Source organism: Ferruginibacter sp. (assembly GCF_028288465.1).
Taxonomy (GTDB): Bacteria; Bacteroidota; Bacteroidia; order Chitinophagales; family Chitinophagaceae; genus Ferruginibacter.
The window spans coordinates 107,025-122,649 of record NZ_JAQBNR010000046.1; the positions used below are offsets into that span (position 1 = coordinate 107,025).

10 protein-coding genes are annotated in these 15,625 nt (G+C 43.2%); 2 read left to right on the forward strand and 8 right to left on the reverse strand.

What is annotated here, in order from left to right; all coding sequences use genetic code 11:
• Positions 1–43: 43 nt before the first annotated feature.
• Together JWR61_RS17745 and JWR61_RS17750 are read right to left on the reverse strand one after the other, a co-directional pair.
• Positions 44–2,320 carry a GH92 family glycosyl hydrolase gene (locus tag JWR61_RS17745; RefSeq protein ID WP_301929084.1) on the reverse strand — a complete coding sequence of 759 codons (2,277 nt, stop codon included), beginning with the start codon at positions 2,318–2,320 and terminating at the stop codon, positions 44–46.
• Between the two features lie 183 nt (positions 2,321–2,503).
• Positions 2,504–3,016, reverse strand: coding sequence for an RICIN domain-containing protein (locus JWR61_RS17750; protein WP_301929085.1), 513 nt, complete (start codon positions 3,014–3,016; stop codon positions 2,504–2,506).
• A 347-nt stretch (positions 3,017–3,363) separates the two neighbouring features.
• On the opposite strand from JWR61_RS17750, the gene JWR61_RS17755 reads away from it, so the two are divergent.
• On the forward strand, positions 3,364–4,455 hold the full coding sequence (locus JWR61_RS17755) for a hypothetical protein (RefSeq protein WP_301929086.1): 1,092 nt from the start codon (positions 3,364–3,366) through the stop codon (positions 4,453–4,455).
• A gap of 128 nt (positions 4,456–4,583) precedes the next feature.
• On the opposite strand, the gene JWR61_RS17760 is transcribed toward JWR61_RS17755, so the two are convergent.
• The 5 genes from JWR61_RS17760 to JWR61_RS17780 all read right to left on the reverse strand — a co-directional run bounded on the left by JWR61_RS17760 (position 4,584) and on the right by JWR61_RS17780 (position 10,303).
• Positions 4,584–5,165, reverse strand: a complete 582-nt coding sequence (locus JWR61_RS17760; protein WP_301929087.1) for an RDD family protein — start codon at positions 5,163–5,165, stop codon at positions 4,584–4,586.
• 188 nt (positions 5,166–5,353) lie between these two features.
• The gene (locus JWR61_RS17765; RefSeq protein ID WP_301929088.1) at positions 5,354–6,352 is read right to left on the reverse strand and encodes a glycoside hydrolase family 43 protein; all 999 of its coding nucleotides are present in this window, start codon (positions 6,350–6,352) and stop codon (positions 5,354–5,356) included.
• A gap of 267 nt (positions 6,353–6,619) precedes the next feature.
• Positions 6,620–7,945 carry a vanadium-dependent haloperoxidase gene (locus JWR61_RS17770; RefSeq protein WP_301929089.1) on the reverse strand — a complete coding sequence of 442 codons (1,326 nt, stop codon included), beginning with the start codon at positions 7,943–7,945 and terminating at the stop codon, positions 6,620–6,622.
• A gap of 405 nt (positions 7,946–8,350) precedes the next feature.
• Positions 8,351–9,385: a family 43 glycosylhydrolase gene (locus JWR61_RS17775; RefSeq protein ID WP_301929090.1), complete on the reverse strand. Its 1,035-nt coding sequence runs from the start codon at positions 9,383–9,385 to the stop codon at positions 8,351–8,353.
• A gap of 102 nt (positions 9,386–9,487) precedes the next feature.
• Positions 9,488–10,303 carry a phytanoyl-CoA dioxygenase family protein gene (locus JWR61_RS17780; RefSeq protein WP_301929091.1) on the reverse strand — a complete coding sequence of 272 codons (816 nt, stop codon included), beginning with the start codon at positions 10,301–10,303 and terminating at the stop codon, positions 9,488–9,490.
• 357 nt (positions 10,304–10,660) lie between these two features.
• On the opposite strand from JWR61_RS17780, the gene JWR61_RS17785 reads away from it, so the two are divergent.
• The gene (locus JWR61_RS17785) at positions 10,661–14,203 is read left to right on the forward strand and encodes a VCBS repeat-containing protein (protein WP_301929092.1); all 3,543 of its coding nucleotides are present in this window, start codon (positions 10,661–10,663) and stop codon (positions 14,201–14,203) included.
• Between the two features lie 18 nt (positions 14,204–14,221).
• Here JWR61_RS17785 and uxuA read toward each other — a convergent pair whose 3' ends face one another.
• Positions 14,222–15,484: a mannonate dehydratase gene (uxuA, locus tag JWR61_RS17790; protein WP_367881814.1), complete on the reverse strand. Its 1,263-nt coding sequence runs from the start codon at positions 15,482–15,484 to the stop codon at positions 14,222–14,224.
• Positions 15,485–15,625: the final 141 nt, after the last annotated feature.

The window sequence follows — 15,625 nt, forward strand, 5'->3', positions numbered from 1 at the left end:
TTAAATTAAACTTCCTGTTCATTACCATTTCTGCTGGCTGGTACTACTCCAATTTCTTTGTCAGTGAAAATGGTTTGTCTTCTTCCTTCAATCCGCGGTTGGTTTGGGGCTTGTCAGCCATCCCCAGTTTTAATACACCGCCATTCGTAATATCACTGTGTGTTAAAAAGTTTTTGGTATACACCTTTCCATTGAGGCTGGCAGATTTTATATACACATTTTCATTGCTATTCAAAGGCGCTTCAATAATAAATTTCTTTCCGTTCTCCAGGTTGATGGTTGTTTTTTTAAACAAAGGGCTACCCATCACATACTCGCCTGTACCGGGCGTTACGCTGTAAAAGCCAAGCGCACTCAGTACATACCAGGAGGAGGTTTGACCCTGGTCTTCATCACCGGGATAACCGTCTTCTGTTGCATTGTACAGTTTGTGCATCACCTCACGTGTATGGTACTGCGCCTTCCATGGTTCGCCTGCAAAATTGTACAGGTAAACCATGTGCTGTATGGGCTGGTTGCCATGTGCATACTGCCCCATATTGGCCATTACCATTTCCGTCATTTCATGAATCATGCCGCCATAAGAACCCACGTTTACTTTGTTGGGTTCTGTAAAAACAGCATCCAGTTTTGCAGTAAATTTTTTATCGCCGCCCATTAAATTGATAAGGCCTTTGATGTCCTGGAATACCGACCACTCCCAGTGCCAGGCATTGCCTTCTGTAAACGGACCGCCCCATTCTGCCGGGTCAAAATTGGGCCGCCACAATCCATTGCTGTCACGCCCACGCATAAAGCCGGTGGTGGAATCGTACACATTTTTATAGTTGTACATCTGCCGTTGAAAAACATTTGCATAAAAATTGTTACCGGTGACTTTGGCTAACTGGTAGCCGCAAAAATCATCATACGCATACTCCAACGTTTTGGCCGTAGCCTCCCTGTATTTGGTATAAGGCACATAACCCAGCTGCGCATATTCTTTCCATCCATCTCTTCCATTGGACGGACCCCATGGCCCTTTGTTGGTGGCTTCATGCAGGTATGCTTTTAAAGCCGCATTGGGATCGAACGTGTGAATTCCCTTCGCCCAGGCATCCGTAAATAAACTGATGGCGTGGTTACCAATCATGCTGCCGGCTTCACTTGGGAAAGACCAGGAAGGCAGCCAGCCGCACTGATCATAAGCGTCCAGCATGGCCTGCATGTATTGCCCCTGCATGGTAGGATGCAACAAGGTGTTTAAAGGAAACTGCGCCCTGAATGTATCCCAGAAGCCGGTGTCAGTAAACATATAGCCGTCATGCACTTTGCCATCATACGGACTAAAATAATGTGGCTTGCCATCTTTATCAACTTCATAAAATTTTCTGGAGAACAAACTCGCCCTGAAGAAGCAGGAATAAAATGTTGACATGTCTGCTTCGCTGCCACCTTCTACCTGAACTTTATTCAGTGACTTGTTCCATATAGCTGCTGCTTTATTTTTTGTTTGTTCCAGCGTTTTATCAGCGCCCAGTTCCTGTTGTAAATTTAATTCTGCCTGCTCCGGGCTGATGTAAGACGATGCCACTTTTAACTGCACTTTCGCTCCGGCCTTGAATTGTACATAAGCGCCGAAACCATTTCCCTCTCCGGTTGCAGAATCGGCGTACACTTTGTTCTGCCTGTTTTCCCAGGTACCGTATTTTATAAATGGCTGATCAAAATAAACAACAAAAAAGTTTTTGAATCCTTTTTTAAAACCTTCGCCATTGTTTACATAGCCGGTAATTTTATTTTGCTTGGGATCAATTTTTATGGCGCTGATATTGGTATAGCCATCCAGCACGAGGTAACTTTTTTTTGCCTTTGGATAAGAGAAACGAAGATGTGCACCTCTTTCAGTGGGCGCTATTTCTGTCGTGATTTTATTATCAAAACTTACTTTATAATAGTTGGGTTTTGCAATTTCATTGGCATGACTAAACGTTGCTTCCCGCTCGTTTTCATTCACCACCAGTTGATCAACCATTGGCATAAAAGAAAAAACGGCATAATCTCTTGTCCAGGAGCTGCACTGGTGCGCCTGCTGAAAGCCGCGTATTTTATTTTTGAAATACTGGTACTTCCAGCCATCGCCGTTTTTGCCCGTCTGCGGTGTCCAGGTATGCATACCAAAAGGCAATGCGGTTGTGGGATAAGTATTGCCCCTCGTTAATTCGTGTTTTGAATTGGTGCCCTGCAATGTGTTTACATATTTTACCAAATCCAACTCCTGCGCATGCAGGCTATTGGTAAACAGGCAAGCGGCTGCTAAAAAGATACTTGTAAATTTCATGTGGAATTGCTGCTATTTTACAAACCTTTTACAGTGGCAGATATGGCTATAGAATGGACATGCATTTTAACCTGCCAAATAAAAAATCCGGTACTTGTAAAAATAACTCAAATGCCAGCAAGCATTTTAGCCGCCGCCTTTAATGAACTGATTTGAATAGAAGATGATACAAAAAACAATCGCCTACATGGTAGGATGCTGTTGATAGATGGTCCACTGCTGCAGCTTGGTGCCGCTCTTTTTGGCAAGCGTGATGCCCGTATCGGTGGTACCATTCTTATCAACCGGCGTAACGTACAGTTCCGTTCCTTTGGCCCTGATGAGGTAAACATTTTTTTCTACGGGGATGAAATCATACAACTGGTTGGCCTGCGCTTCCACCAATGGCTGCTGCTCCAGGGTAATGCCTTCTGCCGGGGTAATTTCTTTTGGCTGAAAGGTTTTGCTGGTAAATAAATTTTTCAGCTGGTAGGTCTGCCCTGCCACATGTTTAAAATCCCATGTCATACATTTCCAGTTAACCGGCGAATAAGCCACCAGCGGCGTACCATTTTTACCATTCGCATCTTTAATGCGCAGCAACATACCGGTCTGTACATTTTTGATAGCGTAGGTGCCCTGGATGACCTGGGCAGATGCTGAACCCGAAACAAAAAGAAAAAAAGTAAAAAGTAAAAATGGAAATATTTTTTTCATGACAATAAAAGTTTAGATAACAATTGTTACCGATGATACAAATTAACGTGCCCATTTTTGTTAATTTGAAGAAACAACAAAGTTAGAGGATGCTATATGCAGTTTCTTTCATTATTTAAGCTAACTGTACAGAAGAAGGTTTACTGTTTCTGTCAAACTCAGCATTTGTAAATTCATCTGTTAACCCTTAAACAATCGTTTAAATATAAGATTCAGCAATGCCTCAATTTTTGTTTCGAAGTGTCTTCCCTTTATCTTTAGCAAATAAAATTATTCAATGGTCGTTATGCCAGCAAGAGTTGACGAAAACGACTTGCTTAAATGAGATTTAAATGAGAAGAGTACTTTTGTTTCTGATTTTTGTTGCAGCTCGTTGCAACATTTATTGCCAAACCAATGAAGCTGCGAATGTAAACGCACTTCCTGTTTCCATCAATGAAGTAATGAATCAGTTAAGTGATGATACGGTTATGTTATACTATAATGAGAGATGGCAGCTGGTAAAACCTGCTTGCGCACTCATGTTCAGGGTTTCCAAAATTGATACGATGTTAATGACTTTTACTGGACAATTTGTTGACTATTTCATGGATAGTTCGATAGCCGTTGAAGGTAGCTATGCAAAAGGGAAAAAAGAAGGTCTCTTTAAACTATATTTTGACAACGGGCAGTTGGCCCAAACCGGTAATTACAGTAATGACAAAAAAAGCGGCCTGTGGCAGTATTATTATGAAAGCGGGGCAAAACAACAAGTGTTCAACTTTACCAACAATGAAATTTTGATAGAGGAATTTTGGACTGAAGACGGCAAGAAAATGGTGGACTCAGGAAAAGGTGATTGGTTTGGTTATGCAGCCGCTGACAAATTCAGAAAAATTTCCGGCAAGGTCGTCAACGGCAAAAAAGATGGAACATGGACAAATACCATTGCTTCACAAAAATTTATTACGAATATTGAAAATTACAGGGAAGGAATTTTGACCAGTGGGAAAATGATTTCAAAATTCAATCGCGATGAGGCATACAAAGACACTTCATACTGTAATATCGAACAGATTCCGGGATTTTTGAATGCAGAACAATTTCAAATCAACAGGTGTTTTAACAACGTTACCAAACGTAATTATGAACAGGCGCAATACCCAGGCGGAATAGAACGCTTCTACAAGGAACTGAGGCAGAAATATGATTACATTACCCGTTCTGGTTTAAATCTTCCCACGCCGGCGGTTTACGGTTATATCACCGTATTAATCACAATTAATGAGAAGGGGCAAATGACCAACTTTAAACCTCAGTCAGGTATTGGGGAGGAAGTTCACCTTATTGATGCAATGAAAATGATGAATGTATCGGCAGCTGGCTGGAAACCAGCAAAACTCGATGGCAAGCCAACATCGGAGACGAAAATTATAAGTGTTGAGCTTCGCTTACAATAGATTTTATTGGTGTCCTGGCCTGTGCAATCAATAAAATCTTCTAATCTCCGTGTCTTCCATTTGCGGTGTAAAAATGTACAAGGGAGCCAACGCTTTACCCGACTTGCATCTTGCGCCATTGCAAGTGTTCAACTATTTGAAGATTTGTTTGCATTAGCGGATGAGGATCTTTTCGCAGCAAGTTCTTCATCTAACTTATCAAACCGCAGGCCTTTCAAACTTATTACAACAGATGAAGCCATTAAATCATGAACAGCCCGCCGTTTCCTATTTAAAAACATTGTGATCAATTCAATAATGAACCACAAAAATGATGTCCAACTAATTATGCTTTCTGCAACGGAAGAGACTTCATCGGTTACAGAAAGTACTTCAATGGCATGCAGGCCCAGAATGCATAAACTCAATATTTGTAAAATTATTGGCACTGAATCCCTCAAGATGGCTCTCTTTATCCCGATAACTTTTCTTTCTCCCAAGTCGAGCACCTTTACGCCCATGATAATTTTGCCAATTGTTTGCCCGAACAAACCTGTTAGTAAAACACTGTAAAGGAAAGGAAGAATTGATAACGCAACCGTCAAAGCAAAGGAAGGTAATTGAGTGTAAGAAAAAATATACTTTGCGCAAAGCAAGGAGATTATGGTTAGAATGATTCCATCAAATAATCCGGCGCCTAATCTTCGCCAAAAAGCATAATATCTTTCCATAGGTTATAAGTTTCGAAGGCACAGAGGACAGCTCATATATCAATGTCGTCTCATGCAAGTAAAGCAAAAAGCTTGAAACTAAAAACCAATTTTTTATGGGTACAGAGAGCCTGTTGTGTTGGCCTCAATGTCTCACTAATATTTAATCAATAAATGATAATTATAAGGTACAACACAGGATCAGCTACTCAATCTACAGTAACCGCATATCGAAAACTCCCCTTATCAACAACCAATTTATCAATCCCCGATGTTTCATCGTTTTCAAATTTCACTTGTATAATAGCCGTTCTCCTCGGCGTTGGTTTGGTAGCTGAAAAATGGGTATGAAAAACATAGGTCAATTGGTGTGTTGCATCCATCACAAAATCACCATGGCCGGTGCCGTTGACGCCCAACATATTTTTGCTGATGATGGGATTGCCGGCATATTTTTTCCATGGGCCATAGGGTGAGCTGCTGGTGGCGTAACCTACCGCGTAATCGGGGTTACGGAAATCATTGGCGGTGTAGAAGAGGTAGTAGAAGTTGTTGTGTTTCAATACCGACGGGCCTTCTGTGACGGGCCAGTTGGTATTGGCGGTATTTTCCCAGGCATCGGTTGCGGTGATGCATTCTTTTAAAGTAGCTGGTTTAATGGCCGAAAGATCAGCTTCCATTTCGGCGACAAATATTTTGTTACCGCCGGTTAAGCGCACATGGTACAAATATTTTTTACCATCCTCATCTATAAAAACAAAAGGATCAATTTGCCGGATGGGTGCATCGAGTTGTTTGATTATTTTTTGTGTAAACGGTCCGGCAGGACTGCCACTTGTTGCTATGGCAATATTTTCATCGGCAACATAAGCCATGTAAAAACTATCTTTCTGCTGAAAAACCTGCGGCGCCCAAAAGCCTTTTGTTCCATAGGCTTCTCCTTTTTTAAGCACCCAACCATCCGGTGAAGTAGTTGACTTTACCCAACGCTTCATGTCTTTTGAAGTATAGGCTATAAAGCCGTTACCTGAATTTCCTTCTACCGTTCCGTACAAATAATAAACGCCTTTGTTGTAGAAAATGGTCGGGTCTGCAAGATGAATCGTGTCCTGGTTTTTATTGGTTGATTGAGCTTCCGCATGCAGGCAAAGAATTGCAGCGAAGCAACCTGATACAATTAAACAAGAGAGGATTTTTTTTATGTTCATGCTACAACAATTTTTATAAAATGGAATTGAATAATGAATACTTCTTTTAACGAAATCGATGTTGCTTACTTAAAATTTAGTTGTCCCTGATCAACCGCCGACGGGGCTTATAGCCGCCGTCGGGGTTTGTTGGGTTGTTCAACCCGTCAGCGGTTGCAAACCCTGACGGCGGTTGTTGTTAAATGAACAATATTGAATTGCAAATCTTTTACAATTCATTTTCAACTGATTAAATGGATAACCAATAATTTAAAACAAGGGACACTACTACTTTTTTGTTCTCAATTTATTGGCGACGAACACACCAATTTTATCGCCTTCATCCAACCCATTGGTGATGGAAGGCATGTAATGGATACCACCATAAAAACGGCTGATGGCTGCTTCGTCTGCGGCTTGTTTGAACGATTTAAAATGCCGTACGGGAATACCAAATTCAACCTCCGTAGAATCACTGTAAGCAAAATGATCGCCGAATAATTTAGTAAGTATTACCGAGCACGCGCCGGATACAACGCTGTGCCCGCTGGTATATTCCGGGAAGGGAGGTGTTTGCAGCAAGGGCAGCCAGCTCTGGCTGATGTACTGGTTGATATAGGTCTCCGGCCGGATGCATTTGCTGCGAAATTTCTCGTCCCAGCAACTGCTAAAGCCATCGGCCAGTGTAACAGATAAACAGGCATAGGCTTCTGCGGATTGTACAAAACCGGCATTGTTTTTTTTACAAGCCAGGCGGGTAATGTTGATCCAGTGGCCGCCGGGAGATATTTTTTTAGTGGCATACATCACATGCCCGTTGATGTTCATTTTAAATGGATTGCAATCCCAGAAATTGGCTATCTCATTTTGCTCCGGTGTTAAATTGATGCGGGCATTTTGGACATCTTTTGCTTCCTTATAAAACTGGCTTGTTGAATCAATGGAAAAGGTGGTGGGTGGCAAGGGCCTGAACTGTTGCGCTGAATCTATGAGGAATGTCCTGAGCTCGCCCCAGTGCGGTTCAATCGCTTTCATGTAACTGGGCGGTGTTGGTTTCCAGGAAGCGGCATCGGTGCCAACGGAATATTTTGACAGTGACCTTGTTTCCTTGTACTTGTCTTTTGCGGCCCAGGCCAGGATATGTTCTGCAATTTTTTTTCCGTAAGCAACCGAGTTGTCAAACACATCGGCTGGCATGCCCGAGGTTTTATATTCCTGTAAAATGGCGGATTGAAAAGCGCCAATTTTTTCTTCGGAGATGATCATTGTTTTGGCTACCTGCAACAAGGCATCTACTGCAGCCAGCGGATAACTGTATTGCTTGCCTGCCTCCGGCTGCGGCACATTGGTCAATCCGTGTAACTGGCCATCGAAAGAAATGTACGCCGCATCGCCGTGATATGCTGCTTCATAAGCGGCCACCGTAACATAGGCATAAATTCTTGCTGCAACCGGTGGTGAATAAATATCATGCACCATTACATCGGTCACTTCTTTAACAGAACGGTGCAGGTATTCGGGGTTCTCCGCCAGTTTTTTCCAGTCGGGTATTACCTGCGCACCTGCAGGTAATACCAAACAAAAAAGCAATAAAAGAGGTAATAGGTTTTTCATGTGTTTTATTATTATTCACTTAATTGCACCGCCCTGAAGGGCGGTGCAATTAATTTTATTTATTTATTGGCTTTAGCTCAAACAACTATTTCGGCTAAAGCCGCTTTTATTTTTATTTATTCTCCCCGTCCTGAAGGACGGGGCAATTCATGAAGGACTGGCAATTCATGTGATCCTAAAGCATCTGGCATTCATCGTGGCGCTTTAATCTGGCAATTGATTTCTAATTTCTATTCCTGTTTCCTGAACTCTTCGATCCGTTGTTGCCAATGGCTGTAATTGCACAAGGGAGTGACACAACGATGCTTAATTGAAAAACACCTGCCTGCAAAAAAATTGTTTTATCAACCATACATTTTCAACAATGAAACAATCCTACAATAAAACAATTCAATCATTCAACCATCACAAATCAGGCAACCAAAAATCAAACGGCTCATCCCTTATCACATCCAAAGTTCCGTCTTTAAAAATGATTTCGGCTACCTGTATTACGGAGCGTTTGTTGGAATAACTATAGCAACCATCTTTATCCAGCTCACCTTCAGAATGCACCTTTCTGCCGGGATGGGTGAAATAAAAAATGAAGGCCTTATCGCCCGTTACCACCACATCTGCGTGCGCACCTGTAGGTGTGTCCTGCGGTCGGGTGCCGTTTTTATCGAGTATGCGGCCCTGCTTTTCCCAGGTGGTGGCATCGGCGGAACGATAGACCCGCTGGCCCGCCCATTCGTCGGTAATCATCCAGTAACTGTCTTTAAAACGAAACATTTTCGGGCCTTCATGCGGCTTGCCACCGATGGCTGGCTTATCAGACAAGGTCCAGTTTTTTAAGTCGCTGCTTTCGCCCGTCATGGTAATGCTGCCCTTTGTTTCATCCTTGTACCATACATGCCATTTGCCATCGGGCATTTTATAAAAACTGGGATCAATCACACTGCCGGAGGACAGTTTCATATCGCCTTCATGTTTCCATTTCCACAAGTCTTTGCTGGTATAATGTGTAATCACTTTGTCGCCACCCCAGTCGTTTCTTACGCCCCGGATATATACCACGAACATGTGGTACAAGCCTTTATCAACAATAATATCGGGTGCCCAAAAAGTATTTCTGCCTTCTTCAAACTCCAGGGCCGGCGTGCCTTTGTATACCCACGATTGCCCATGATCGGACGAGGTAGCCACGCCGATATCGGTGCCATAACAAAACGCTACATTGGCCGATTGTACATTGGCACGGCGCTGTGTGTAAAACATCCACCATTCCTTTTTTGCCTTGTTGTAAATTACTACCGGATCGGCGGCGCCATCGAACATAGGATCACGGTAAAGCGGCGCTGGCGCTATATGCAACGGGCTTTTATTGGATTGCGAAAACACATTGCTTATCAGGCAGAAAAATACCGGCAGCAAACAAATCCTGTTAACATATTGCATCATAAAAACCGCTTAAAAAGTTGCCGAAGCTAAAGCATGACGCCGGCAAATGCTATTCTGACCGTATCATTTTTTATGCTGAATAGTTCATTTTAAAAAGCTGGGTTATACTATCAGCGGGTTCAGTGCAGAAGCGGCAGCGTTAGTGGGTGTTATGCCCTGCAGCCAGCGGTTGCGGTCATTTTCCTGGTGTTCATTTACGGGTTCAGTCACCAGCGCATCAGCTGCATAATAAATAACGGTCATTACTTCACGGGTAACGTCCGATAAATTGCCGGGCGCACTGTGCAGCGTCCAGCCGTAGTGCCAGGTGGCATCGCCTGCATTCATTGTGGTGGCTCTTGTTATGGGATAGTCTCTGTCTTTTATCAATTGTTCAAGCTGTGCCTCCGATTCATCAGAGATGGCGAGGTTGCCGACAAAACCTTCCCGGTGAGAGCCGGATGCAAACGTAAGCATACCCATATCTTCGGTAATATTCAGCAAAGGCATCCACATGGTCACAGTGTTGTTTGTGTTTAGCGGCCAGTAATATTGATCCTGGTGCCAGGGTGTAAAACCACCGCCGGGTTCTTTATACAAAGCCTGGTCGTGGTATAACCGGACATGCTCAACGCCCAATAAATCAGCAGCGATTTTTGCAAAACGTTTGGCCAGTGTAAAGCGGCGCACATCTTCATCCTGCTCCCACAAATTCATGATCTGCAAAAAAGCTTTGCCATAAGTATCCCTTTCAGCCATCGCTCTTTTTTCTGTATTAAAAGTATAGGCGGCTCTGTTGATGGCATCGCGGTATGCGGGTAATTCCTCCGGCTTTAAAACACTTTTAACCAGGGTATGACCTTCCGTTCTGAAGCGGTCAATCTGCGCCGGATCAATGGTAACAAAATCATCTAATAATGGCAATTGAAGCGTATTCATAATTGTAGATTTATTTTTTCTTTCAAAATAAAAAAGGCAGCAATATCACTAACCGAATATACCAGATTTATCAATGCCATTAAAAGAATAAAAAAAAATTGTTAACGGGCATTGGTATTCCAATTTAGCATCGTTGTGTCACTCACTTTTACATTTTTAGCTGGAAGCAGCAATGGATTGATGAGTCTGCCCCTGCCTGCATAATCCGTTGAAGGCCCGCTAAAAATAATATTTCATATAATATAAAAAAATCAGTACTGTAACAAAATGAATATATTATGATACAAGGACAAAAAACAGGTCAAATATTGCGGTGATAAAAATATTAATTTGCGCTATTCAAAAGTTTTGCACCATATGACTGTACAAATACTTCGCCAGCTGTTCCTTTTCACTCTTTTTATAAGCATTCACCACCTTGTTAAAGCGCAAACCAACCCAGCTCTTTTTTCCCTGCGGGCAGCTTCGCAAACCGGCATTGAATTTAAAAATACCATCACCGAAAGCGACACGACCAATATTTTAAACCAGGCCAATATTTACAATGGCGGCGGTGTCGGCATTGCGGATTTTAATAAAGACGGTCTGATGGATATTTATTTTGCCGGTAATATGGTGCCCAACAAAATGTACCTCAACAAAGGCAATTTAAAATTTGAAGATGTAACCAATGCGGCCGGAGTTGACGGTGAAGGCAGATGGTGTACGGGTGTTTCAATTGTGGACATCAACGCAGACGGCCTGCCGGATGTGTACGTATGCGCCTCGTTCAGGAACGATGCGTTGCGCAGAACCAACTTATTTTATATCAACCAGGGCAATGATAAAAATGGTATTCCCGTTTTTAAAGAGCAGGCTGCGGCCTACGGTGTAGCCGATACCGGTTTAAGTACACAGGCTTACTTTTTTGATTACGATAAAGATGGGGACCTTGATTTGTACCTCGTCACCAACCAATTGAATGATCCTGAAACACCTATCATTTTCAGACCAAAAGTAACAGATGGTTCGGCCTTAAACAATGACCGCCTGTACCGCAATAATGGCAACGGTACTTTTACCAATGTAACCAAAGCGGCAGGCATTTTATTTGAAGGCTGGGGCCACGCCGCCTGCATAAGTGATTTTAACAATGATGGCTGGCCGGATGTATATGTGGCCAACGATTTTGTAAGCAACGACCTGTTATACATCAACAATAAAGACGGCACTTTTACCAACCGCCTCGGTGAATATTTTAAACATACCGGCTGGAACGCCATGGGTACTGATTTCGCAGATATCAACAACGACGGGCTGCCTGATCTGATCTCGCTGGAGATGTTACCTGAAAGTAACATGCGCAAAAAAAGAATGCTTGGCGGCAATGAATATTACAACTATACCAACGCAGATAAATTTGGCTATACACACCAGTATGTGCGCAATGTATTACAGATAAACAGCGGCCTTACGCCGGAAGGACATCCTGTATTCAGTGATGTTGGTTTTATGGCCGGCATGTACCAGACAGACTGGAGCTGGTGCCCGCTGGTAGCAGATTTTGACAATGATGGACTGCGTGATTTAATCATCACCAACGGTTTGCCAAGAGACGTGACGGACCTTGATTATATCTCGTATGATAACGGCCAGGTTGGAGCCGGTAACTTTTCGCTGGCATTGGCAGATTCATTGCCGGTTGTTAAAATCCCCAACTACTCTTTTAAAAATATGGGTAATGCTTTGTTTGAAAACACCTCCAAAGCATGGGGTTTTACACAATCCTCTTTTGCCAACGGCAGTGTATATGCAGACCTTGATAATGATGGTGACCTTGACATTGTTGTCAATAACATCAACGAAGTGGCGTCTGTTTATGAGAACACGACGAACGACAAAAACTTGCACCAGTTAACCGTATCCATTAACGGCAGCGGTTTAAACACACAGGGTATTGGTGCCACCATCCGTATTTATTATGGCAATCACCAGCAACAGTATTATGAACACCACCCCACCCGTGGCTACCTGAGTACGGATGATGCAAGGGCGCATTTCGGATTGGGCAGCAATAAAAAAATTGACTCCTTAAAAATTGAATGGCCTGATGCCAGCTGGCAGCTGCTCACCAACCTTAAAGCTGATGAAGCCATCACACTGAATCAAAAAGATGCCGGTAAAAGAAAGCCTTTTTCACCGGTTGCAAAACCTGCCCTGTTTACTGAAGCATCTAAAAAATATGGCATTGCCTACAAACCGGTGGAAGATGATTTTGTGGATTACAATATTCAGTTAACACTACCCCATAAGTTAAGCCAGTACGGCCCCGGCATTGCGGTAGGCGATATTGACAACAATGGCTTTGATGATTTCTATGTAGGCGGATCGAGTAGTAATTTAGGCACCTTTTTTATGCAGGATGCCAAAGGAAATTTCACACAGGATGGAGACCGCTTTTTGCAAAAAGAAAACCCGTTGGTGGAAGATATGGGCGTGTTATTCTTTGATGCAGATGGTGACAAAGACCTTGACATGTATGTGGTAAGCGGCAGTTATGAATTACCGCCGGGCAACGAAATTTGCCAGGACCGTTTGTACCTCAACAATGGCAAAGGAAAATTTGCAAGAGCAGTCAATGCATTGCCAACAGAAACCGCTAATGGTTCCTGCGTTCGGGCAGCCGATATAGATGGAGATGGTGACCTGGATTTATTTGTGGGTGGCCGTGTAGTTTCAGGTGCTTATCCCACCGCACCGCAAAGTTTTATTCTACAAAATGATGGCGGGAAATTTACGGATGTAACGGCACAGTACTGTCCTGCTTTAAAAAACATCGGCATGGTAACAGATGCCTTGTGGAGCGATTTCGACAAAGATGGAAAAATTGATTTGGTGTTGGTGGGCGAATGGATGCCGGTAACCTTTTTTAAAAATACAGGTAAGAGCTTTTCACAAGTCAGCAAAACCTCCGGCATCAGCAATCACGTTGGCTGGTGGAATAGTTTAGTAGCAGGTGATTTTGATAACGATGGAGACATTGATTATATCGCGGGCAATCTTGGCCTCAACTCCAACTATAAAGCCACGCCAAAAGAGCCGATGACAATATGGGCGAAAGACCTTGATCAGAACGGTTCACTGGATGCCATGATTTTTTGCTACATGCAGGCGGCCGACAGCAGCATGCAACCTTACCCCATGCATACCAAGGATGATCTTGCTGCACAGTTGATTTCTATCCGTAAAAAATATCCCACTTATAAATCTTTCGGAGCTGCAGGCATGGATGAGTTATGGCCTGCTAAAGACCGGCAGGATGCCATAACATACCAGGCCAATGATATGCAGACAAGCTATATTGAAAACAAAGGTAACGGCCAGTTTACCATTACACCATTGCCCATTGAGACACAGACTGCGCCCATTTATGGCATGATGGCAACTGATGCAGATGACGATGGCAACCTCGATGTGTTGCTAACCGGTAACGATTATGGAATGGAGCCCTACAGCGGCCGTCATGATGCATTCAATGGTCTTTGTTTAAAGGGAGACGGCAAAGGCAGTTTCGCCGTAACTACTTTGCAGCAAAGTGGCTTTTTTGTAAAGGGAGACGCCAAAGGCCTGGCAATAATTCACACGGCCAAAAATGAAGATGTTATTTTATCTACTCAAAACCAGGATAGCCTGAAAGTATTTGCGCAGACTGCATCTGAGCACAGCAGTAGCAACCGCTGGATTGGTCTGCAACCGGGAGATGCCTATGCTGACATAGTATACAAAAATGGCACAAAAAGAAGAATGGAGTTTTACTATGGCAGCACTTATCTTTCCCAATCTACGAGAAAAATTAAATGGGATGGCGGCATCGCAAAAATGGTAATTACCAATTTCCGCGGTGTAAAAAGAACCCTGTAAATTATTGCCGGCAGTGTTTTACATATTGCCGGCCATGTTTCTTAAAATGCCCAGTTCAACGCCCCTGATTTCCGCCAGGCCCCTCAATCGTCCGATGGCAGAATATCCGGGGTTTGTTTTTTTATGTAAGTCATCCAGCATCTGGTGACCGTGATCCGGCCGCACGGGTATGGCAATATTTCTTTCTTTCATTACCTGCACAATTTCTTTAATTACTGCGTACATGTCCACGTCGCCTTCCAGGTGATTGTCTTCATAAAAATCCCCCTCCGCATTTCTTTTGGTACTGCGCAGGTGAATAAAATTGATCCGCTCGCCAAATTGTTTTACCATGGCGGGTAGATCATTATCTGCCCTTACACCAAATGAACCGGTACAAAAGCAAAGCCCGTTGTTGAGCGCAGGCACCGCATTTACCAACGCTTCAATATCTGCGGCGGTACTTACCACTCTGGGCAAACCAAGGATGGCATACGGCGGATCATCCGGATGGATCACCAGCTTCACACCGCATTCTTCTGCGACCGGCACCACCTGTTGTAAAAAATAAATCAAATTGTTTCGTAATGCTGCCGCATCAATGTTGTCATACTTATCCAGCGCCTGCTGAAATTGCGCCAGCGTAAAACTTGCTTCGCTACCCGGTAAGCCTGCTATTATATTTCTTTGCAGCAACGATTTTTCTTCATCACCCATCGCTGCAAATCTTTCTTTAGCTTTCGCTATTTCAGCTGCGGTATAATCCCTTTTTGCATCTTTTCTGTTTAAAATAAAAACATCAAATGCTACGAAGGCAGCCTTTTCAAAACGCAGGGCTTTACTGCCATCTGCGACAGTATAGGCAAGATCAGTTCTTGTCCAGTCGAGCACCGGCATAAAATTGTAGGTTACAATTTTAATGTTGCATTCTGCCAGGTTACGGATGGATTGCTTATAATTTTCGATGTATTGTTCAAAGCCTTCGGATTGTGTTTTAATGGCTTCATGAACGGGCACACTTTCTACAACAGACCAGGTTAAACCGGCAGTCTCAATCTCATTTTTACGCAGCTTAATTTCCTCTACGGTCCATATTGACCCATTGGGAATATGATGCAGCGCTGTAACAATTCCGGTGCAGCCGGCCTGTCTGATATCGGCTAAACTAACAGGATCTTTCGGGCCATACCATCGCATGGTTTGCTCCATGCGGGTGCCGGTGTTTTTGTAAGAGGAGAAACCTCCCCCAACCCCTTCAAGGGAGGGGCTTCTGAAGAGTCTGTTATTTGTAAAGCTGCTCATGATTTGATTATTTTACACACTGAGATGGTTAATGCCTTTTTTTAATTGATGCAATTTCTGTTTTTATTCTGTTAAAATGAAAACGGGATATTATTGCTTGCGTAGCTTTATGATGGTTGTGATTGTTATTATCTTACACCC

Coding starts and splice junctions, on each gene's coding strand:
- JWR61_RS17770 (WP_301929089.1), bottom strand. CDS start 7,945: ATGAAAAACCTATTACCTCTTTTATTGCTTTTTTGTTTGGTATTACCT.
- JWR61_RS17745 (WP_301929084.1), bottom strand. CDS start 2,320: ATGAAATTTACAAGTATCTTTTTAGCAGCCGCTTGCCTGTTTACCAAT.
- JWR61_RS17785 (WP_301929092.1), top strand. CDS start 10,661: ATGACTGTACAAATACTTCGCCAGCTGTTCCTTTTCACTCTTTTTATA.
- JWR61_RS17750 (WP_301929085.1), bottom strand. CDS start 3,016: ATGAAAAAAATATTTCCATTTTTACTTTTTACTTTTTTTCTTTTTGTT.
- JWR61_RS17760 (WP_301929087.1), bottom strand. CDS start 5,165: ATGGAAAGATATTATGCTTTTTGGCGAAGATTAGGCGCCGGATTATTT.
- uxuA (WP_367881814.1), bottom strand. CDS start 15,484: ATGAGCAGCTTTACAAATAACAGACTCTTCAGAAGCCCCTCCCTTGAA.
- JWR61_RS17780 (WP_301929091.1), bottom strand. CDS start 10,303: ATGAATACGCTTCAATTGCCATTATTAGATGATTTTGTTACCATTGAT.
- JWR61_RS17775 (WP_301929090.1), bottom strand. CDS start 9,385: ATGATGCAATATGTTAACAGGATTTGTTTGCTGCCGGTATTTTTCTGC.
- JWR61_RS17765 (WP_301929088.1), bottom strand. CDS start 6,352: ATGAACATAAAAAAAATCCTCTCTTGTTTAATTGTATCAGGTTGCTTC.